General features: G+C 71.4%; 17 protein-coding genes. 8 read left to right on the plus strand and 9 right to left on the minus strand.

The window, feature by feature from the left end; translation table 11 throughout:
- Positions 1–13: 13 nt before the first annotated feature.
- Positions 14–736 (minus strand): polyamine aminopropyltransferase, encoded by a 723-nt coding sequence (locus tag OU416_RS07780; protein WP_270926162.1) that lies wholly within the window; start codon positions 734–736, stop codon positions 14–16.
- A gap of 214 nt (positions 737–950) precedes the next feature.
- Here OU416_RS07780 and OU416_RS07785 point away from each other — a divergent pair, with 214 nt between their 5' ends.
- Both OU416_RS07785 and OU416_RS07790 read left to right on the plus strand, forming a co-directional pair.
- Positions 951–1,331, plus strand: coding sequence for a MerR family transcriptional regulator (locus OU416_RS07785; RefSeq protein WP_372907251.1), 381 nt, complete (start codon positions 951–953; stop codon positions 1,329–1,331).
- A gap of 209 nt (positions 1,332–1,540) precedes the next feature.
- The gene (locus tag OU416_RS07790; RefSeq protein ID WP_270926164.1) at positions 1,541–3,031 is read left to right on the plus strand and encodes a SulP family inorganic anion transporter; all 1,491 of its coding nucleotides are present in this window, start codon (positions 1,541–1,543) and stop codon (positions 3,029–3,031) included.
- A gap of 39 nt (positions 3,032–3,070) precedes the next feature.
- Here OU416_RS07790 and OU416_RS07795 read toward each other — a convergent pair whose 3' ends face one another.
- On the minus strand, positions 3,071–4,117 hold the full coding sequence (locus OU416_RS07795; RefSeq protein WP_270926165.1) for a zinc-binding dehydrogenase: 1,047 nt from the start codon (positions 4,115–4,117) through the stop codon (positions 3,071–3,073).
- Between the two features lie 37 nt (positions 4,118–4,154).
- On the minus strand, positions 4,155–7,280 hold the full coding sequence (locus OU416_RS07800; protein ID WP_270926166.1) for a bifunctional cytochrome P450/NADPH--P450 reductase: 3,126 nt from the start codon (positions 7,278–7,280) through the stop codon (positions 4,155–4,157).
- A 172-nt stretch (positions 7,281–7,452) separates the two neighbouring features.
- On the opposite strand from OU416_RS07800, the gene OU416_RS07805 reads away from it, so the two are divergent.
- Positions 7,453–8,124, plus strand: a complete 672-nt coding sequence (locus OU416_RS07805; RefSeq protein ID WP_270926167.1) for a PAS domain-containing protein — start codon at positions 7,453–7,455, stop codon at positions 8,122–8,124.
- A gap of 24 nt (positions 8,125–8,148) precedes the next feature.
- Here OU416_RS07805 and OU416_RS07810 read toward each other — a convergent pair whose 3' ends face one another.
- Both OU416_RS07810 and OU416_RS07815 read right to left on the minus strand, forming a co-directional pair.
- Complete coding sequence (locus OU416_RS07810) at positions 8,149–8,403, minus strand: DUF397 domain-containing protein (protein ID WP_270926168.1); 255 nt, start codon at positions 8,401–8,403, stop codon at positions 8,149–8,151.
- A gap of 16 nt (positions 8,404–8,419) precedes the next feature.
- On the minus strand, positions 8,420–9,262 hold the full coding sequence (locus tag OU416_RS07815) for a helix-turn-helix domain-containing protein (protein WP_270926169.1): 843 nt from the start codon (positions 9,260–9,262) through the stop codon (positions 8,420–8,422).
- A 185-nt stretch (positions 9,263–9,447) separates the two neighbouring features.
- Here OU416_RS07815 and OU416_RS07820 point away from each other — a divergent pair, with 185 nt between their 5' ends.
- A complete protein-coding gene (locus OU416_RS07820) occupies positions 9,448–9,675 on the plus strand; it encodes a hypothetical protein (protein WP_270926170.1) in 228 nt (75 codons plus the stop codon).
- Positions 9,676–9,752: 77 nt separating this feature from the next.
- Here the strand turns inward: OU416_RS07820 and OU416_RS07825 are convergent, their stop codons facing one another.
- Entirely contained in the window at positions 9,753–10,880 is a 1,128-nt protein-coding gene (locus tag OU416_RS07825) for a DmpA family aminopeptidase (RefSeq protein WP_372907249.1), read from the minus strand.
- Positions 10,877–11,509: a TetR/AcrR family transcriptional regulator gene (locus tag OU416_RS07830; RefSeq protein ID WP_270926171.1), complete on the minus strand. Its 633-nt coding sequence runs from the start codon at positions 11,507–11,509 to the stop codon at positions 10,877–10,879. Before OU416_RS07830 ends, OU416_RS07825 begins: the two co-directional genes overlap by 4 nt.
- A gap of 121 nt (positions 11,510–11,630) precedes the next feature.
- On the opposite strand from OU416_RS07830, the gene OU416_RS07835 reads away from it, so the two are divergent.
- Complete coding sequence (locus OU416_RS07835) at positions 11,631–13,031, plus strand: APC family permease (protein WP_270926172.1); 1,401 nt, start codon at positions 11,631–11,633, stop codon at positions 13,029–13,031.
- Here the strand turns inward: OU416_RS07835 and OU416_RS07840 are convergent.
- Positions 12,968–13,987 (minus strand): SDR family oxidoreductase, encoded by a 1,020-nt coding sequence (locus tag OU416_RS07840; protein WP_270926173.1) that lies wholly within the window; start codon positions 13,985–13,987, stop codon positions 12,968–12,970. The genes OU416_RS07835 and OU416_RS07840 overlap by 64 nt on opposite strands.
- A gap of 169 nt (positions 13,988–14,156) precedes the next feature.
- On the opposite strand from OU416_RS07840, the gene OU416_RS07845 reads away from it, so the two are divergent.
- Together OU416_RS07845 and OU416_RS07850 are read left to right on the plus strand one after the other, a co-directional pair.
- Positions 14,157–14,996: a helix-turn-helix transcriptional regulator gene (locus OU416_RS07845; protein WP_270926174.1), complete on the plus strand. Its 840-nt coding sequence runs from the start codon at positions 14,157–14,159 to the stop codon at positions 14,994–14,996.
- Between the two features lie 75 nt (positions 14,997–15,071).
- Entirely contained in the window at positions 15,072–15,668 is a 597-nt protein-coding gene (locus tag OU416_RS07850; RefSeq protein WP_270926175.1) for a hypothetical protein, read from the plus strand.
- Between the two features lies 1 nt (position 15,669).
- On the opposite strand, the gene OU416_RS07855 is transcribed toward OU416_RS07850, so the two are convergent.
- Positions 15,670–18,615, minus strand: coding sequence for a BTAD domain-containing putative transcriptional regulator (locus OU416_RS07855; RefSeq protein ID WP_270926176.1), 2,946 nt, complete (start codon positions 18,613–18,615; stop codon positions 15,670–15,672).
- A 95-nt stretch (positions 18,616–18,710) separates the two neighbouring features.
- On the opposite strand from OU416_RS07855, the gene OU416_RS07860 reads away from it, so the two are divergent.
- Entirely contained in the window at positions 18,711–19,550 is an 840-nt protein-coding gene (locus OU416_RS07860) for a class I SAM-dependent methyltransferase (RefSeq protein ID WP_270926177.1), read from the plus strand.
- Positions 19,551–19,559 lie beyond the last annotated feature (9 nt).

Consider the following 19,559-nt stretch of genomic DNA (forward strand, 5'->3'; position numbering starts at 1 on the left):
GATCGTCCGGCGGTCAGCGCGCGGCGAGCCGGGAGACGTAGACCGTGTTGGCGGACTTCCCGCCGCCGTAGGGGTTGTCGAAGGTCACGGTGTGCGCTTCGACCGTCTCGAAGACCTCGGCGAGCACTGCGGTGAACTCCGCCTCCGGCGGGTCGTCCGACCACAGCGCGAACACGCCGCCGGGGTGGAGGTGGGCGGCGAGGCGGCGCAGTCCCGCTGGGGTGTAGAAGTCGGCGTGGCCGGAGTCCAGGACGTGGCGCGGCGAGTGGTCGATGTCGAGCAGGACCGCGTGGAACCGCCGACCGGGTGCTGCCGGGTCGAAGCCCGGGACCGAGGCGGCCATGGCGAAGAAATCGCCTCGCACGAACCGGTTCCGCGGGTCACCGGTCAGGGACTCCGACAGCGGCAGCAGGCCGCGCTGGTGCCAGTCGACCACCTCGGGCAGGCCTTCGACGACGATCGAGGAGCGCACCCGCGGATCGTCGAGCGCGGCACGCGCGGTGCAGCCGAGCCCGAGCCCGCCGACCACGACGTCGAAGCCGGTGCCGGGCAGCTCGGCCAGGCCCAGCCGCGCGAGCTCCTCCTCGGCCACCGTGAACAGGCTCGACATCAGGTATTCGTCGTCGAGCTTGACCTCGTAGACGTCCACGCCCAGCAGCGGATCCCGCCGCCGCCGCAAGCTGATCGCACCGATCGGCGTCTCCTGCCAATCGATCTCCTCGAAACGAGCACCCATCCTTGCCCTCCGATCCCAGGGGTCGCCCGCACCGGGGCCGGTCGACCGGCGGCCGCTGCGCGAGCAGCGCGAGCCGGTGGGGGCCGACCCTATGGTGCGGGAGTCCGGCGGCCCGCAGCGCCACGCCGGTCCGGCCGCCGGAACGGCCGGACCGCCCCGTCGATTACGGTGGGTTCGGAGTCCGGACCGGGAAGGGTATGACGTGAGCGAGCGGATGCAGATCGGCGAGGTCGCTGAGCGCACGGGGCTGTCCCTGCGCACCATCCGCTACTACGAGGAAGTCGGACTGGTGGTGCCCAGCGACCGCAGCCAGGGCGGCTTCCGCCTCTACACCGAACCCGACGTCGACCGGCTCAAGCTCATCATGCGCATGAAACCGCTGGGGTTCCAGCTGGAGGAGATGCGCGAGCTGCTGGCCATCATCGACCCCACGCCCACCAGCCCGAAGATCGACGACCCGGCGGGCAGGCTGGCCGCGTTCAGCGAATCCGCCGAGCAGCGCTGCGTGGAGCTGCGCACCAAGCTGCGCATCGCCGAGGAGTTCGCGGCCACCCTCCGCGCGCACCTCGGCACCGAGCGGCCCGCCACCGGCTGACCTCCCAGTGATCCCGGCCTCACCCGCGCCGGAGGGCTGGGGCGCGCGAGCAACTCTCATCTAACGTAAGGGTAGGGTTCCGCCGCGCCGACGTCCCGGGGCGGGCATCCCGTCCACCCCGCGGCACCGCCGCCGCGTCGTGAGTCGCGTCGTGCCTCGACGCGACGACGTTCCGCGCCGTGCGGCGCCCGAGCATGTCAGGTCGTGAAGTGCCCACTCCCCCGTTGTCCCGCCTGCGGCCGAGCCGGCCGGCGTGGCTGTCGCCCAAGGTCGCCCGCACCGAGATCCTCGCCGGACTCGTCGTCGCTCTGGCGCTGATCCCCGAGGCCATCTCGTTCTCGATCATCGCCGGGGTCGATCCCAGCATCGGCCTGTTCGCCTCGTTCACCATGGCCGTGGTCATCTCGATCGTCGGCGGGCGGCCCGCGATGATCTCCGCAGCCACCGGCGCGATCGCACTGGTGGTGGCCCCGCTGGCCCGCGAGCACGGGCTCGGCTACCTGGTCGCGACGGTCATCCTGGGCGGGGTGTTCCAGATCGTCCTGGGCTCGCTCGGGGTGGCCCGGTTGATGCGGTTCGTGCCGCGCAGCGTGATGGTCGGCTTCGTCAATTCCCTGGCCATCCTCATCTTCATGGCGCAGATCCCCGAGCTGATCGACGTGCCGTGGCAGGTCTACCCGCTGTTCGCCGCCGCCCTGGTGATCATGGTGCTGTTCCCGAAGCTCACCAAGGCCGTCCCCGCGCCGCTGGTGTCCATCGTCGCGCTCACCGCGCTGACCATCGCCGCCGGGATCGCCGTGCCCACCGTCGGCGACAAGGGCGCACTGCCCTCCGCACTGCCCGTTCCCGGCATCCCCGACGTCCCGTTCACGCTGGACACGCTCTCCCTGATCGCCCCGTACGCGCTGGCGTTCGCGCTGGTCGGGCTGATGGAATCGCTGATGACCGCCAAGCTCGTCGACGACATCACCGACACCCGATCCAACAAGACCCGCGAATCCATCGGTCAGGGCATCGCCAACGTCGTCACCGGCTTCTTCGGCGGGATGGGCGGCTGCGCGATGATCGGCCAGACCATGATCAACGTCAGGACCGCGGGCGCCCGCACCCGGCTGTCGACCTTCCTGGCCGGCGCGTTCCTGATGGTGCTGTGCATCGTCTTCGGGCCGCTGGTCTCGCAGATCCCGATGGCCGCGCTGGTCGCCGTCATGGTGCTGGTCTCCGTCGGCACCTTCGACTGGCACAGCATCGCGCCGAAGACCCTCAAGCGGATGCCGGTCGGCGAGACGACGGTCATGGTCGTGACCGTGGCCGTCGTGGTGGCCACCCACAACCTCGCCATCGGCGTCGTCGTCGGCGCGATCACCGCGATGGTCATCTTCGCCCGCCGCGTCGCCCACCTCGTCGAGGTCACCGCCGTCACCGACCCCGACGGCACGGAGGTCGTCTACCGGGTCACCGGCGAGCTGTTCTTCGCCTCCAGCAACGAACTCGTCCAGCACTTCGACTACGCGAGCGACCCGGACAAGGTCGTCGTCGACCTCACCGACGCCCACATCTGGGACGCCTCCACCGTCGCCGCGCTCGACGCCATCACCACCAAGTACGAAACCCGCGGCAAGACCGTCGAGATCGTCGGCCTGAACACCCACAGCGCCAAGATCCACCACCGCCTCACCGGCGAACTCACCGGCAGCTGACCGGTGCCGCGCAGCCCGGCGGCTGCGCGGCACTCGTGGTCAGGGGACGAGCACCAGGCGGATCGGGTCTCCCACCTTGTTCTCCAGCCGGTGGACCGCTTCCGCGGCCTCGGCCAGCGGCAGGTGGCCGCTGATGGACGGCGACAGGTCCAGGCGACCGGTGGCTGCCAGCCGGATCAACTGCTCGACGTGCTCGGGACCGGACCCGTAGTGACCGCGGATCTCGTTGCGGTTCCAGCTGAAGCGCGTGCCGTCGGTGACGGTGAGCGGCTGCGGCGTGAGCCCCGCCAGCACCATGGCACCGCCGCGGCAGAGGGTGAGCGCGGCCTGCTCCCGCACCGCGGGCACACCGGCGAAGTCGAAGGCCAGGTCCAGGCCCCGGCCGTCGGTGGCGCGCAGCACCGCCGCGGCGAAGTCCGGGTCGGCCGGGTCGAGCGCGAGGTCGGCGCCGAAGGCGAGCGCGCGCTCGCGCGCGCCGGCCAGCGGGTCGACCGCGATCACCGGTGCCGCACCGGCGAGCCGGGCCAGCTGGATGCCGTGCGCGCCCAGGCCGCCCGCGCCCCAGATGCCCACCGCCTGGGCTGGGCGGACGTTGCCGGTGGCGACGATGGCGGCGTAGGGCGTGGAGACCGCGTCCGGGATGATCGCGGCCTGGTCGAAGGGCAGGTCGTCCGGGATCGGGGCGAGGGTGTCCTCGCGGGCGATCGCGTACTGCGCCCAGCCGCCGTCGTAGTCCACGCCGCGGGTGCGGGCCAGCAGGCAGGGGGCGCGGCGACGGCGGCAGTTGGCGCACTCGCCGCAGCTCTGCCCGGCCTGCAGCGCCACGCGCGTGCCCGCGGTCCAGTCGCCGCCCAGGTCCGGGCCGAGCGAGTGGATCACCCCGGCGACCTCGTGTCCGAGGGTGATCTCCTCGACGGGCACGAACGGCTTCAGGCTGCCGTCGATCAGGTGCACGTCGGACAGGCACACCCCGGCGGCCTTGACCTCGATCAGCACCTCCCCCGGCCCGGGGACGGGCACCGGGACCTCTTCGACGCGGAACTGTCCGCTGGGCACGTGCAACCGCCCGGCGAGCATGGTGTCCATGGGTTGAAACCTCCTGTTTCCGTACGGGATCGGCGGCTCAGCGCGCGGTGTGGACGTCCTCGACGTAGCGGCCGTCGGCGACCAGCGAATCGAGCCACGCGGTTCCGTCGCCACCGGTGCGCTGCGCGTGGATGGCCCGGAACGCCTCGCGCACGCCCGGGGCCATCCGGGTTCCGTCGCCGCAGACGTAGATCTTCGCCCCGTCGCCGAGCAGTCGCCACAGCTCGTCGGCCTCGGCGGCGATGCGGTGCTGGACGAAGGCCTGCCCGTCGACCGGTTCGGCGCTGAAGGCCGGGCGCATCTCGACCGCACCGGCCAGCTCCGCAGCGCGCAGTTCGGCGCTGTGCAGGTAGTCGGCTTCCGGGGCGTCGCAACCGAAGTAGCACAGCGCCGGGGCCAGCCGGGCGCCGTCGGCCGCGCGGTCGAGCCGGTCGGCGATGGCGCCGCGGAAGGGGGCCAGGCCGGTACCGGCCGAGATCATGATCACCGGGACGTCGTGGTCGATCCGGAACGCGGCCCGGCACGGCTGGACACGCGCGAGCACGGTGTCACCGGCGCGCACGTCGTTCAGGTGGCCCGAACCGGTGCCGCGGAAGGTGCCGCGCCCCGACCGCGCGGGGGCCTCCAACAGGGAGACCATCAGCTCGACGTGGTGCGGATCGCCTGCCGGTGACGACGAGATCGAGTAGTGGCGCGGCCGGATCGGCGGCAGCAGGTCGAGCAGCACCGGCCAGGTCAGCTGCCCGGCCAGCGCGGGGTTGTCCTCGATGACCTCCAGCAGGCTGCGGTGATCCGGGTCCCCGGCCAGGGCCCGCAGGGCCTGCTGCTCGGGCGGGCACGGGTTGAGCTCGGCGAGGACGGTCAGCTGGGCGCTGGTCGGCCGGTCCTGCAGCTCGACGTGCCGGGTCAGCAGCTCGCGCACGGTCACCGGCCGGTCGACCGCGACCCCGTCCCGGCGCGGCGCGATGTTGAGGACGGTGTCCAGGTCCGCCCGCAGGACCCGGGCGGCGCGCTCGACCAGGGCCGGGTCGTTGACCGGGAGCACGGTGAGGTGGTCGGCGGTCCGGTAGGTCTCGCCCTCGGGCAGCGCCAGGCGCACGAAGCGCTTGGCGCGCGGGTAGCCGGGGCTGGTGAGGCTGGCGGTCTCGGTGACCGTCATCGGCGTCATGCCGTGCCGGGCGGCCAGCTCGTCCAGCGGACCGCCGGTGACCTCGGTGACGATGTGCGCGGGACTCGCGGGCTGATCGGCTCCGACCGTGGCGGGATCGCCGTGCCTCTCCAGCACGGCGTTGCGCAGTGCGGCGGTGAAGGCCTTGACCGCGCCGGTCAGATCGCCCGCGGCGTCGGCCTCCGCGCGCTCCAGCAACCGGGTTCCGCCGAGGTCGGCCAGCCGGGCGTCGATCCAGGTCGGGATGCGCTGGTAGGTGGCGGACCAGTTGCGGTCGCCGACGCCGAGGACCGCGTAGGTGACGCCGTCGGCGGCACCGGGTTCGGCGTTCTCCAGCCAGCGGGCGAACTCGGCCGCGTCGTCGGTGGGCTGGCCGTTGTAGGAGGCGGCGGTGATGACGACGGGCCGGTCGGTGGGCAGTGCGCCGGTGTGCTCGTCGAGCGCAGCGATCGCGATGTCGCAGCCGATCTCAGCGGTGGCGTCGGCGAGCTGGGCCGAGAAGTCCTTGCAGGTCCCGTAGTTGCTGCCGTGCAGCAGCAGGACTCCGGTCCCCGGCCGGACCCGCGTGGGCAGCCCGCTGTCCGCGGCGGGTGCCTCGGTGGCCTGGGCAGGCGCGGCGACGCGGTCCGCCGAGGTGCGCCGGGCCAGGGCGAGGGTCAAGCCGTCGGGCTTGATGGTGAGCGCCTGCTTGATGCGCAGCTGGTAGTCGGCGTGGTCGAGCAGCCGGTAGCGGTGGACCAGCATCGCGAGCAGCATCGTGGCCTCGTGCAGCGCGAACTGCCGACCGATGCACGCGCGCTCGCCGGTCCCGAACGGCTTGAAGGCGTGCGGGGAGCGCGCCGCTTCGGCCTCGGGCGTGAAGCGGGCGGGGTCGAACAGCTCGGGGTTGTCGCCCCAGACCGGGTCCCGGTGCAGCATCGGGGTCACCACCGACGCCCACTGCCCCGCCCGCATCGGGATGCCGCCCAGCACCGTGTCGTGGCGGGCTTGGCGCGAAAAACCCGGTGCCGGCGGGAACATCCGCAGCGTCTCGTTGAGCACCTGGCGGGTGAAGTGCAGGCGGCCGACGTCTTCGAAGGTCGGTTCCGGATCGCCCTGGTCGCCCCACAGCTCGTCGACCTCGCGCTGCACCATCCGCAGCGCGGTCGGGTGCTTGACCAGGTTGTGCAGTGCGAAGGCCAGGGTGCCGGAGGTCGTCTCGTGCCCGGCGATCAGGAAGGTGATCACCTGGTTGCGGATGTTCGCCAGGTCCAGGGTGGTCCCGTCCGAGGGGTGGGTGGCGCTGAGCATCAGCCCCAGCAGGTCCTCGTTCTCCGGGGCCGGTGCGCCGGGAGCGGTGCGCGTCGCGATGACCTCGTCCACCACCGAGGCGAGGAAGGCCGCGTCGGCGCGGAACGCCTCGTCGGTGCGCGCGTGATCGGCGTCCGGGTCGCGGCTGAGCTTGGTCATCGCCCAGTGCAGGCAGCGCACCAGGGCGTCGACGAACGGGTGCGGTTCGTCCCGGTCGAACGAACCGAAGTCGAACCCGAAACCGGCCAGGCCGATGGTGTCCAGCGTCATCCGGGTCATGTCGTCGGCCACGTCGACCGGGCTGCCCGCCGCGCACCTGCGGTCCCACACCTCGATCAGCCGCTGTGCGACGCGCAGCATCACCGGGTGGTAGGCGCGCATCGAACCGAGGGCGAAGGCGGGCATCAGGACGTCGTGCGCCTTGGCCCAGTTGGGCTCGTCGTTGTAGGCGGTGAACAGGCCGTCGTGGGCGAACTCGCGGACGTTCTCCAGCGCCGGTCCGATGGCCTTGCCGAACCGCTGCTCGTCGGAGAGCTCGGTGACCAGTTCCAGGCTGCTGACCAGCAGCGCGTCCTGGCCGTGCTGGCGCTGGAGGAAAGCCGGACCGTGCTGGCGGACCAGCCGCATCGACCGCAGGACGGGCGTGCTGGTCGGCTCGTCGGACACGTCGACGACGGGGATGCCGGGCTGGAGCAGAGCGGCCATGTGGGGGCCAACCGCCTTTCGCGCTGGGGGAACCGCCGGGGAGAGCGGTCCCCTCCACACTCACCCCGCGCGAACCCCCGCGGCCGCCGCCGCACTGCATAATCGTGTAGTCCGCCGGTGCACCTGGGACTTGCCAAATCGACCGGCGTGCGCAACACGCAGGGAGCAGCACATGGACCCCGAGTCGTGCGGACCACCGCACGCGGAGGACTGGCGCCGGGAAGCGATCACCTGGCGCAACCGCATGATCCTCCTGCTCGACCACCTGCCGACGCCGATCGCGCTCTGCGAGGCCGACGGCGGCATCCTGCTGGCGAACCCGGCGATGGCCGCCGAGTGGGGCCTGCTGCCGGGGCAGATGCGCGGGCGCAACGCCCTCGACTTCTTCCGGCCCCGCGCGAAGGCCCGGCTCCACCCGATCGCCGAGGCCGTCCGCCTGCACCGCAGGTCCCGCTACCCGGTCGAGGTCAGCTGGACCCCGCCGACCGGCGTCGAGCGCTACGGCGAGGTCGACGTCACCCCGGTCAGCGACACCGCGGACGCTCCCCCGGCCCTGATGCTGGTGCTCCGGATCCTCGGCGAACGCGACGAAGCACCACCCGACCAGCCGGAACCACCGGCCAGCGGGGTGGAAGCGCGAATCCTCGCCCTAGCAGCGGGCGGCGACACGACCGCCAGGATCGCCAAAGCGGTCGGCCTGACCGTGGACGGCGTCAACTACCACCTGACGCAGCTCTCCCGCCGCTGGAACGTGCGAGGCAGGACGGCACTGGTGGCCCGTGCCTACGCGCTGGGCGTCCTCAACCCCGAAGCGTGGCCCCCGGCTCCGACCGAACCCGGCTAAACCCCGTTAGCCCTCAACGGCGCGTCACTCGCTCAGCCCAGCGAGGAATGCGGCCCAACTACCCCGCGAGAACACCAACACCGGACCTTCCGGATCCTTCGAATCACGCGCAGCCACCGCGACGTCGTTGAACGCCACTTCCACACAAGCGCCCTGGTTCATGCTGTGACTGGAATTCCGCCATCCTGAGAGGCCTTGCCCCGGAACGAATGCCACCTCGACGCAGTCGGCGCCGTTGTCGCTGTAGCTGGACTTCCGCCACACCACGCGGCCAGACATCGCGAGCAGCCTTCCCTCATTCGGCCAGGCGACTCCTGATCGCCTCCGCCGAAGCCTCCTCGGGCAACGCGGAAGACAGTAGCCGGTCGGCCGCGTGAATGTAAGCGGCTACTTGGTCCTGGTCCTGGATGTAGACGGCGCCATCGGGGATCTCGACGTAACCGATCGATTGCGCGTCCGAGAAGTTGAGCACCGTGAACGTTCCGTTCAGCCCAGCATGCGGTCCCACCGACGTCGGCAGCACGCGAAGGTCGATGTTGTCCTGCGCCGACAAGTCGAGGAGATGCTGAAGCTGTTCCCGCATCACCTCGCGGTCACCGATCGGACGATCCAGCACCGATTCCTCGATCACGGCGTTCAGCTGCAACGGCGCACCGTCGACCAACCTGCGCTGGCGAGCCATCCGGAAGCTCACCAAACGCTCGTTGTGATCAGGGCGGACACGAGCACTCGTCATCGTCAACGACGCGGCATAGGCCTCCGTCTGCATCAAACCCGGCACGATCAGTGCCTGGTAAGCGAAGAGCGACCCCGCAATTCCTTCCAGCCCAACGTAGGTCTTGAGCCAGTCAGGCAGGACATCCACCCAAGGTGCCCACCAGGTCTTCTGGTCAGCGCGGCCAGCGAGCGAGTTCAGCCGCTCTACCTCCCAGTCCGGAGCGCCGTAGAACTTCAGCAGCCCCGCCACCTCGTCGGGCTGCGGAAAGTAACGCCCGGTCTCCAGGTGCGTGATCTTGCCAGGTGAGCATCCGATCGCCCGCGCTGCTGCGGCGCTGGTCTCGCCCGCCCGGACGCGGAAGTTGCGCAGCTCCACACCGACGAGCCAGCGCAGGGCCGAGGGGTCTTGCCGGTCCACCATGGACACCCTCCTGACAGTCACGACTCCACGATCAGTCTGCACCCCCGCCAGGACCGGGACGATCAAGAGCACCCCATCGAGTTATCGCCATCCGTAAATCTTTACGACACCATTTCCAGTGTCATGACCTGGATCACAGGGAGGTTGCTATGTCGGGGTTGCCGTTGTGGAGCGAGGAGGAGTTCGTGGCCGCTCTTCAGGAGCTCGCTCGGGAGAACGCTCCTCGGGTGTTCGCGCTGTGCGAGGAGGTCGGCGATCGGCAGGACGGGCACGTCGAGTACTGGGGCATGGCCTTCGACGACAGCGCCGACGTCGTCAGCGCCTCCGGGCAGTTGCGGGCCAGCTTCAAGTCCGCCGAGGCCGCGCTGGACCGGCTTTCCAGGCGGTCGAACCTGCACCTCGTCTGGGTTTGACCGCGAAGAACTCCGCCGAGGGCACCCGAGCCGGAGAGCTCTCGGCGGAGTCAGCCGGGCCGTTTCCCCAACTCACGTCAAGCGCGGTTGAGCTGCACGCCCGACTTGCGGAGCAGGTCGGTGAGGTGGTCGTGCGGGAGGGCCGGGGTTCGGTGGCCGTCGCGGCCGGTCATGTCCGCGTTGGCCGTGAGCGCGTTGAGGACCGCTTCTTCGGTGGCCTGCACGGTGGCTTCGTAGAACGGATCCATCCGGCCCCACGGGATGAAGCGAAGCTGTTCGTAGGCCGCGCCTCCTGGAGCCATGGTGCTGGTCAGGGCTCCTCGGTTCGCGGTGGAGAAGGCGAGGAAGAGGTCGCCGGAGAAGTGGCCGCCGGTGGTTCCGGTGCGGGCGAGACCGAGCGGCACCCGGCGGGCGAGCGCGGTGCACTGCCCCGGCAGCAGCGGCGCGTCGGTGGCCACCACGACTATCACCGATCCCGCGCCGGGTGCGGCCAGCCAGTCGCTCTGCTCCATCAGGTTGTCCGCCGACAGCTGCGCCCCCACGGGCACGCCCCTGACCACGAGTTCCCGCCGGGAGCCGAAGTTGGCCTGCACGAACACACCGACCGCATAGCCGTCGGACTCGTGCTCGACGAGCCGGGAAGCGCTGCCGTTGCCGCCCTTGAAGGCGTAGCAGTTCATCCCGGTGCCACCGCCGACCGAGCCCTCCTCGACCGGGCCGGGCCGGGCGGCGTCCACGGCCTGCGCGGCGTGTTCGGTGCGGACGTGCGGGCCGTTGATGTCGTTGAGGTAGCCGTCCCAGGTCTCGCCGACGACGGGCAGCAGCCATTCGCGCGCCAGCTCGGGCCGGTTCCGCACCACCCAGTCGATCAGTCCCCTGTGGACTGTTCCGATGGCGTGGGTGTTGGTGATCCCGATCGGCAGCGTCAGCGAGCCGGTCTCCTCGATCCACGCGGTGCCGGTCATCTCGCCGTTGCCGTTGAGGGAGTACCAGCCCGCGGCGCACGGATCGGCCACTCCGGACCGGCCGCGCGGCAGGATCGCCGTCACCCCGGTGCGCACCGCCTCACCCTCGATCAGGGTCTTGCACCCGACCTCGACCCCGGGGACGTCGGTGATGGCGTTGTGCTGGCCGGGCGTGCCGTCGAACGGGATTCCCAGCCCACGAGCCCTGGGCAGTCCGGCAGGCGTTCGGGTGGCGGTCAACTGTTCTCCCCCTCGACCAGGTCGGCGGTCAGGTCCTCGCAGCCGGTGGCGCCGCGGGCGTAGGACAGGATGAGCTCGAACGCGCGCTGCGGGGGCACCACGGCGTTGCCGGAGATGATCTCCAGGCCGTAGCCGTTCTCCAGGCACACCAGATTCGCCGCGATGTCCGGGATCGGCGCGGTCGGCCGGAAGTGCCCCTGCGCGCGCCCGATCTCCAGCACCGCGCCGTACATGGTGACCTGCCGGTCGAACAGGCTCTCCGCGATCACCGAGTAGTTCGCGTCCTGCCGGACCGCGGTGCTGAACTCGTAGAGCACGTTGACCAGCTCGTCGTCGGCCCGCCACGGGATTCCCGCGCGGGCCGCGGCGACCAGCTTGCACCGCGCGTCCTCCACTGTGGACAGCATCGCCGCGCGGTCGGTGCAGAACCGCTCCACCGCTCGCCGGAACACCTCGCGCAGCAGCTCGGAGAGATCCGGGTAGTAGTAGTGCACCGAACCGCGAACCACACCCGCCTGCTCCGCCACGTCGGCGACCCTCAGCCCGGCCAGCCCCTGGCTGCCGACCGCACGAGTCGCCGCGGCGACGAGGTGTTCGCGGCGCACCGGTTTCCGACTGGGACGCGCCATGTCGAGGATTATCTGGCACTCGCGCCAATCCAGTCAACAAGATGGCCCAACCACCCTTGACATGACGCGTTCGTTCTTTGACTCTTGCGCCAAACAATGGTCGCGAAGGTCGAGGTGCCCGATGACCGGAGAAGTCACGCCGCAAGCCGACACCAGCTACCGCCAAGACCTCTCCCGGTCGCTGAGCTTTCGAGAGAACATCCTGATCACGCTCTCCGCGGTGACACCGGCGTCGAGCGTGTTCATCATCGTGCCGTCGGTGATCCAGGGCGTCGCGGGCGCTTCGGCGGTCGCCTTCGCCATCGCCGCGGTGGTCGGCGTCGTGGTGGCGCTGTGCTACGCCGAGCTGTCCAGCGCCTTCCCCATCACCGGCGGCGAGTACGCGTTCGTCGCGCGGACCGTCGGCAAGGCCACCGGCTTCGCCCTGTACCTGCTGACCATCGTGGCGGGAATCCTGATCCTGGGCGTGATCGCGGGCGGCACCGGCAAGTACCTCGGCGTCGTCTGGTCCGCACTGGACGGGCACTGGGTGGGCGTGGTGGTCATCATCGCCACCGGCCTGATCGCGGTGCTGGGCATCCGCACCAACGCCTGGGTGACCGGCGTCTTCCTGGTGCTCGAACTGCTCGCGTTGGCCGTGCTCGCCGTGCTCGGCTTCGTCAACGTCACCCAACCGGTCTCCATGCTGTGGACCGCGCAGACCGCCGGCCCCGGCGGCACCCTGACCGCGGCCTCGGCCGGACTGGTGGTCTCCTACACCGCGATCGCGATCTTCGCCTACAACGGCTACGGCACCGCCGTCTACTACGCCGAGGAGACCCGCCAGGCCACCAGGACGATCGGGCGGGCGATCCTCTGGTCGCTGGCCATCACCGTGCTCGCCGAGCTCGTCCCGCTGGTCGCGGTGCTGCTGGGCACGCCGAGCATGCCGGGCCTGGTCGCCGCCGAATCGCCGATGAACTACTTCCTGCTGGCCCGCGGCGGAACGGCGCTGAACACGATCGTCAGCCTGGGCATCGCGATCGCGGTGATCAACGCGGTCATCGCGATCATGCTCCAGCTCGGCCGCAGCCTCTACTCCGCGGCCCGCGACCGATCCTGGCCCGACGCGATCAACCGCCCGCTGGCCTGGATCCACCCGCGCCTGCGCACCCCCGTGGTGGCGACCCTGACGGTGGCGACGCTCGGTGCGCTGGCCTACGCGCTGCTGCCGTTCGAGGTGCTGCTGCTCGGCTCCGGGGCCAGCCTGGTGATCACCTACGTGATGGTCGGCCTGGCGGCCCTTCTCGGCCGCCTGCGCGGCCGCACCCAGCGCGCGGTCTACCGCATGCCCGCCTGGCCGCTGCCCCCGCTGCTGGCCCTGGCGGCGATGGCGGTGGTCATCTACGAGAACCTGCGCAGCGACTGGATCCCGGTGGCGATCACCCTCGTCATCCTGGCCATCGGCTACGCCTACTACTACGCCTGCATCCGCCCCCGCCCCGACCGCTGGACCCTCCCCGACCCGGTCGACGAGGACTGACCGCGAGGTGCCCGATCCGTCGGGAACGAGGTGCGGGTGAGGGTCTCGGAGAGCTGCCAGATTCGTTCGGCGTCGGGCTCGCTGCGGAGGCGGGAGTAGAGGGCCTGTTCGGCGGGTGCGCCGGAGAGGTGTCCGAGGCCGCTGGGGCCGTACAGGCGCTCGCCGCGCGCATTCGGCGAGGTCGCGGCGAACAGGGCCGGGAGCAGCGCGGTCTCGACCGTTCCGAAGAGGATGCCGCGAGCGGCGAGAGCGCGGATGAGTCGCACGCCGGCGGTGTCTCGTGCCCGGCCGAGCTCGGGGCGTGCGGACAGGAGGCTGGTGGGGGCGACGCCGGGGTGGGCGAGGTTGCTGGTGATGCCCCAGCCCGCGGCCCGGCTGCGCCGGTCCAGTTCCAGGCCGAACAGGCCGAACGCGATCTTGGACTGGCTGTAGGCGTGTTGGCCCTGGTAGGAGCGCTCCCAGTTCAGGTCGTCCCAGTTGATGGCGTGCCGGTTGGCGGCGACGCTGATCTGCGAGGTCACGCGTGCGCGGCCCGCGCGCAGCAGGGGCAGCAGGTGGGCGACGAGGGCGAAGTGGCCCAGGTGGTTGCTGCCGAGTTGCAGCTCGAACCCGTCGGCGGTGGTCTGCCGGTCCGGCGGGGTCATCACGCCGGCGTTGTTGATGAGGATGTGGATCGGACGGTTCTCCTCGCGCAGCGCGGTGCCCAGCGCGGCGACCGAAGCCAGCGACGAGAGGTCGAGGTCGCGCAGGGACACCGCCGCTCCCGGGTGCTGCTGCTCGATCCTCGCGATCGCCGCTTCGCCCTTGCGGCGGTTGCGGACGGGCATGACGACCTCGGCACCGGCGGCGGCCAGGCGAGTCGCCAGGCCCAGACCGACCCCGTCGCTGGCGCCGGTGATGACGGCGAGCTTCCCGGAGAGGTCGGCGACGGTGATGTCCGGTCGGGTGCGTGCCATGTGCTGCTCCTGGTTGCGCTGGAAGGTGACCCCAGGCTGCGCCCGTTCCGCGGGGACATCCACGGCCTCCCGATCCCAGGCTGGCCGCGAAGGGGGGATCGACGATCCGAGGCAGCCGTCCGGCGCCGGTGGCAGGATGAACGGCTCCGGTACCGGGGAGGAAGCAGCCGTGATCGATCGAGCCGGGCTCGCCGCGTTCCTGCGGCACCGCCGGGAGTCGCTCCAGCCCGAGGACGTCGGCCTCCCGCGCGGGCAACGGCGCAGGACCACCGGGCTGCGCCGCGAGGAAGTCGCCGCGCTCTGCCACATCTCCGCCGACTACTACAGCCGGCTGGAACGGGAGCGCGGGCCGCACCCGTCCGAGCAGATGATCGCCTCGATCGCGCAGGGCCTGCACCTGTCCCTCGACGAACGCGACCACCTGTTCCGCCTCGCCGGGCACAACCCGCCCGCGAGGGACGCGACCAGCGAGCACATCGGCCCCGGTCTGCTCCGCATCTTCGACCGGCTCGCCGACACCCCCGCCGAGATCGTCACCGAGCTCGGCGAGACGCTCCGGCAGACCCCGCTCGGCGTCGCGCTCACCGGCGACACCACCCGCTACACCGGCCCGGCCCGCAGCATCGGCTACCGGTGGTTCACCGACCCGGCCACCCGGGCCCGGTACCACCCCGGCGACCACGCGCTGCACTCCCGCGTCTTCGCCGCCGGGCTGCGCGAGCTGGTCACGCTCCGCGGACCCGGATCGCGGGCCGCGCACCTCATGGAACTCCTGCTCGCCCAGAGCGAGGAGTTCCGCACCGTCTGGAACGAACACGAGATCGGCATCGGCCACAACGGCATCAAGCGCTACGCGCACCCGGAAGTCGGTGCTCTGGAACTGCACTGCCAGACGCTCCTCGACCCCGACCAGTCGCACGTGCTCCTCGTCTACACCGCCGCCCCCGGCAGCGAGAGCTACGAGAAGTTGCAGCTCCTCTCCGTCATCGCTCCCGCCGACGAGAACTGATCTGACAGCGGCGTGGGAGCGATCTGGCAGCGAAGCGGTGCAAGCTCGGCGGCTCCGGATCAAGGAGGTAGTCGGATGATGTTCGTCGAGCTGTTCGCCCCCAAGGGCGCGCTCAGCGCCGATCAGCGGCGGCAGGTGGCCGAGACGCTGGGCTCTCCGGACGAGTTCGTTCCCGACGCGGAGCGGCACGCCGGGATCACCGGGGTGTTCGGGTCGTTGTTCCACGTGGTGGTGCACGAACCGGAGTTGTGGGTCGCGGGCGGCCGGGTGCTCGAACCGGGCGGGCCCGCGCAGTACGTGGTCCGGGTGCACGTGCCGGGGCCGTGGCGCAAGGAGATGAGCGAGTTCATCATCTCCTGGGCGACGAAGGCGCTGGCGACCGTCACCGGTGATGCGCGGCCCTATCAGGAGCCGGTCGTTCAGGTGCACGTGCTCGGCGTTCCCGAGGGCGGGATCGGGCTGTTCGGGGAGGTGACGAGATCGGCGCGGATCGTCGAGATGATGAGCGAGCCCTACCGGGCGGATCTGGCCGCGGGCAAGGCCGTCGAGGATCCGCTGTGCGGAGTGATCGTGCCGCTGGACGATGGCGCGATCACATTGGAGGTCGACGGTCGGGTGCACGCCTTCTGCTGCGCGGGGTGCCGCGACCAGTTCGCCGCGAAGCTGGGCTGAGTCACCACCGCTGGAGCAGCTCCAGCGCGTCGGCGGTGGCCAGTTCGCGGCCCTGGTCGTAGGCGGTCCGGTGGTCCCGCGGCCCCAGGACCTCCTGGAGGTCGCGGGTCAGCCGTGCGACGTCCGGGTCGTGCGCGTCGGGGCCACCGCGCACGACGCACGCGGCGCCGAGGAGCGCTGCGGCCCGGTGCGGTTCACCCTGGCGCAGCAGCAGGTCCGCCTTGCCCACGCCCACCTTGGCCACCATGGGCGGGTCGGGCATCGCGGCGGCCATCGACAGCGCCGCGTCCAGCCTGCTCTCGGCCAGGTCGTGATCGCCTCGGGCGGTGGCGAGGAATCCCGTTCCGCTCAGGTGCAGGATCTGGAACGGCCGGCTCTCCGGCGTGGCCTGCTCCTCGGCGAGCCGGAGCAGGTCCGCGGCCTGCTCCAGGTCGCCGGACTGGCGCGCGAGATCGGCCAGCGCCAGGCGGGCGAGCGCGACGTGGTGCGCTGATCGCGCTTCGGCGATGATCTCCAGCAGTTCCGCTCGGGCCGTGGCGGCCTCGCCCGCGCTGATCCGGATTCCCGCCAGCCAGACCCGTTGGCCGTCGTCGCCGAGTTCCCGGGCCAGCGCGCGCGAGGTGTCCAGGGCGGCGATGGCGTCCTCCACCGAGCCTGCCGCGGTGTGGGCGGAGGCCAGCGACATCAGCACCAGGGCCTGTCCCCAGACATCGCCCGACGCCTCGAAATCCGCCGCTGCCGAGACCAAGTCCTGGATCCCGTTGGGCATGTCGCTGGTGAAGCCGTGCAGGAAAGCCCGTGCGAGCCACAACATCGCGCGGGTCCACGGATCGGCTCGGGCCAAGTGCGGTTCGGTCGCCGCCAAGCCCGCGGCGATGTCGCCGTCGGCCAGCGCGATCAGCGCGTCGACCAGCGGCTCGTCAGCTTGCCGCGAGCCTTCGACGTCGGCTCTGGCCTCGGCGAGCTGTCCGGTGAACATGGCGTTGAGCAGGTACCAGGTGGTCGTCCGAGCATCGCCGGAACCGGTGCGCAGCAGCGCGCCCAACCGCTGCACGGCTTCGGCGTGATCACCGTGGACGAGCCAGAAGTGCCCGAGCACCGCACCGAGCCGGGCTGCGGTGTCGGAAGCACCGCTGTCGGAGGCGAAGCGCAGCGCCGCGGTGAGGTTGTCGCGGTCGCCTGCCAGCCGCTCCACCCAGCGCACCTGACCGGATCCGCGCAGCTGCGGCTCGGCTAGTTCGGCCAAGGCCAGGAAGCACTCGGCGTGCCGTTCTCGCGCGCGATCCAGGCGATCGGTCTCCCGCAGCCGCTCGACGCCGTAAGCCCGGATCGTGTCGAGCATGCGGTAGCGCTCGCCGGACAGCTGCAGCAACGACTTGTCCACGAGCGAGTCGACCGTCTCCCCCGCGATCCCCGCCCGCTCGGCCCCGTCCGCCCCGAAACCGCCCGAGAACACCGAAAGTCGTTCCAGCGCCTCGCGTTCGACGTCGGTGAGCAGCTCCCAGCTCCAGGCCACGACGGCGCGCAGGGTGCGGTGCCTGGGCATCGCGGTGCGGCTGCCGCCGGTCAGCAGCCTGAACCGGTCCGCCAGCCGGGCGACCAGGTGGGCGAAGGACATCGTCCGCAGGCGGGCGGCGGCGAGCTCGATCGCCAGCGGCAGCCCGTCGAGCCGCAGGCAGATCTCGGCCACCTCGTCGGTGGCGGCGAAGCCGGGGTTCGCCGCGCGCGCCCGATCGGTGAACAGGCGGACGGCTGCGTCCTGGTCGAGCGGATGGACCGGGAAGCGCACTTCACCGGTGATGCCCAGCGGTTCGCGGCTGGTGGCCAGCACCCGCAACCGCGGGCAGCGGCGGAGCAGCTCGTGCGCCACCGCCGCGGCGGAATCGATGACGTGCTCGCAGTTGTCCAGCACCAGCACCGATTCCGCGGCGGCCACCGCTTCGACCAGCCGCGAGACGATGTCGCCCGCTCCTCGCACGCCGATGGCCGCGGCGATGGCGTGCGGCACGTCCGCCGGGTCGGCCGCCTGGTCCAGTTCGGCCAGCCACACGGTGCCGGTCGACCGGGCCGCCACCGCCGTGGCGAGCCGGGTCTTGCCCACGCCACCGGGTCCGACCAGCGTCACCAGCCGGTCCTGCCGGAGGTGCTCTTCCACGGCGGAGCACTCCTCGGCGCGGCCGACGAAGCTGGTCAGCTCCGCGGGGAGGGCGGAGCGCGGGAGTTCGCCGCGCAGCAGGCCCAGGTGCAGTTCCCGCAGCTCCGGTCCGGGATCGCTGCCGAGCTCGTCGGCCAGCAGCGCGCGGTAGGCCTCGTAAGCCGCGAGCGCCTCCGCCTGCCTGCCCTGCCGGTCCAGCGCGGTGAGCAGCAGAACGCGCAGCCGCTCCCGCAGCGGGTGGGCGGCGATGAGCACTTCCAGTTCGGCCACCGCTTCCGGCCGGTGCGCTCCGGACATCAGCTCCGCGTCGATCCGGTCTTCCACGGCGCTGAGCCGCAACTCACCGAGCCGCATGGTTTCCGCTGCGGCGTAAGGCGCCGCGGGCACGTCCGAGAAGGGATCGCCCCGCCACAGCTCCAGCGCCGCGCGCAAGGTCTCAGCAGCAGGCCGGCGATCGCGCAGCGCGCGGCGGCCTTCCGCGACCAGTTCTTCGAACCGCAGCAGGTCGACCTGCGCGGGCCCGAGTTCGAGCAGGTAGCCCATCGCGACCGACCGCAGCGCGGACCGGTCCGGCAACGCCCGCCGCAGCCGCGCGACCAGCGATTGCAGTGCGTGCGCCGGGTTCTCCGGCGTGCTCTCGGGCCACACCGCCTCCGTCAGGGCCTCCACCGGGACCGCGCGCCCGGCGTCCACGGCGAGCCGGGCCAGCAGCGCGCGCAGCCGCAGACCACCGATCTCGACCGGTTCACCGCCGGAAATCACCTGCAGCGGCCCCAGGACACCGATCCACATCCCACCACTGTGCCACCGCCGTGACAGCGGCGTGCGAGGCCGGTGGCAGAGCGTCCCGGCACTCTCGGCCACCCCGAGCGGAAACGGAGAACACCTTGCTGGAGCACATCGCCAACCACGAGCAGTACCGGACCTGGAACGGCCAGGACGGCCACCACTGGGCCGATCACCACCAGCGCTACGACGCGATGGCGGGCGGTTTCGCCGGACGCCTCCTCGACGCGGCGGCGATCGTCGAAGACGACCGCGTGCTCGACATCGGTTGCGGCACCGGGCTGACGACCCGGGTCGCCGCGCTGCGAGCGCATCGCGGACGGGCCGTCGGCGTCGACCTCTCCGCACCGATGCTCGACCGCGCACGTCGCAGCGCGGCCGCCGAGGGCATCGGCAACGTGCACTTCGAACAGGCCGACGCCCAGGTCCACCCGTTCCCGCAGCGGGACTTCGACGTGGTGATCAGCCAGGCGGGCGTGATGTTCTTCGCCGATCCCGCCGCGGCGTTCACCAACATCGGCCGCGCGCTGCGCACCGGAGGCCGGTTGGCCTTCGTCTGCCACCGGGACCCCGCCGAGGAGGTTCAGGCTCTCTTCGCCGCGCTGGCAGCGCACCTCCCGATGCCGGAGATGCAGGATCACGCGCCCGGTGTGGTGGACTTCGCCGATCCCGAGCACGTCCGCGCCGTGCTCACCGCCGCCGGCTTCGACCGGACGGCCGTCACCGGGATCGAGGTCCCGAGCGTCGTCGGCGCGAACGCCGCTGAGGCCGCGGACTTCCTGCTCGCCGGGCAGCTGAGCTCGATGACCCGCAACGCGGCCCCGCGCGCCGTCGACGACGCGCGGCAGGCGGTCATCCAGGTGCTCCTCGACTGCGAGAGAGGAGGCGTCGTGCGACTTCCCGCTCGCGGTTGGCTGGTCACGGCGCGGACGTCGGGGTGAGCGACCATC

The sequence above is a fragment of the Saccharopolyspora indica genome (assembly GCF_027853965.1).
Taxonomy (GTDB): domain Bacteria; phylum Actinomycetota; class Actinomycetes; order Mycobacteriales; family Pseudonocardiaceae; genus Saccharopolyspora; species Saccharopolyspora indica.

Excerpts from the sequence above, each read along its gene's own strand:
- OU416_RS07805 (WP_270926167.1), top strand. The coding sequence starts at position 7,453 with ATGGACCCCGAGTCGTGCGGACCACCGCACGCGGAGGACTGGCGCCGG.
- OU416_RS07835 (WP_270926172.1), top strand. The coding sequence starts at position 11,631 with ATGACCGGAGAAGTCACGCCGCAAGCCGACACCAGCTACCGCCAAGAC.
- OU416_RS07810 (WP_270926168.1), bottom strand. The coding sequence starts at position 8,403 with ATGTCTGGCCGCGTGGTGTGGCGGAAGTCCAGCTACAGCGACAACGGC.
- OU416_RS07785 (WP_372907251.1), top strand. The coding sequence starts at position 951 with ATGCAGATCGGCGAGGTCGCTGAGCGCACGGGGCTGTCCCTGCGCACC.
- OU416_RS07855 (WP_270926176.1), bottom strand. The coding sequence starts at position 18,615 with ATGTGGATCGGTGTCCTGGGGCCGCTGCAGGTGATTTCCGGCGGTGAA.
- OU416_RS07780 (WP_270926162.1), bottom strand. The coding sequence starts at position 736 with ATGGGTGCTCGTTTCGAGGAGATCGATTGGCAGGAGACGCCGATCGGT.
- OU416_RS07815 (WP_270926169.1), bottom strand. The coding sequence starts at position 9,262 with ATGGTGGACCGGCAAGACCCCTCGGCCCTGCGCTGGCTCGTCGGTGTG.
- OU416_RS07800 (WP_270926166.1), bottom strand. The coding sequence starts at position 7,280 with ATGGCCGCTCTGCTCCAGCCCGGCATCCCCGTCGTCGACGTGTCCGAC.
- OU416_RS07850 (WP_270926175.1), top strand. The coding sequence starts at position 15,072 with ATGATGTTCGTCGAGCTGTTCGCCCCCAAGGGCGCGCTCAGCGCCGAT.
- OU416_RS07840 (WP_270926173.1), bottom strand. The coding sequence starts at position 13,987 with ATGGCACGCACCCGACCGGACATCACCGTCGCCGACCTCTCCGGGAAG.
- OU416_RS07795 (WP_270926165.1), bottom strand. The coding sequence starts at position 4,117 with ATGGACACCATGCTCGCCGGGCGGTTGCACGTGCCCAGCGGACAGTTC.
- OU416_RS07830 (WP_270926171.1), bottom strand. The coding sequence starts at position 11,509 with ATGGCGCGTCCCAGTCGGAAACCGGTGCGCCGCGAACACCTCGTCGCC.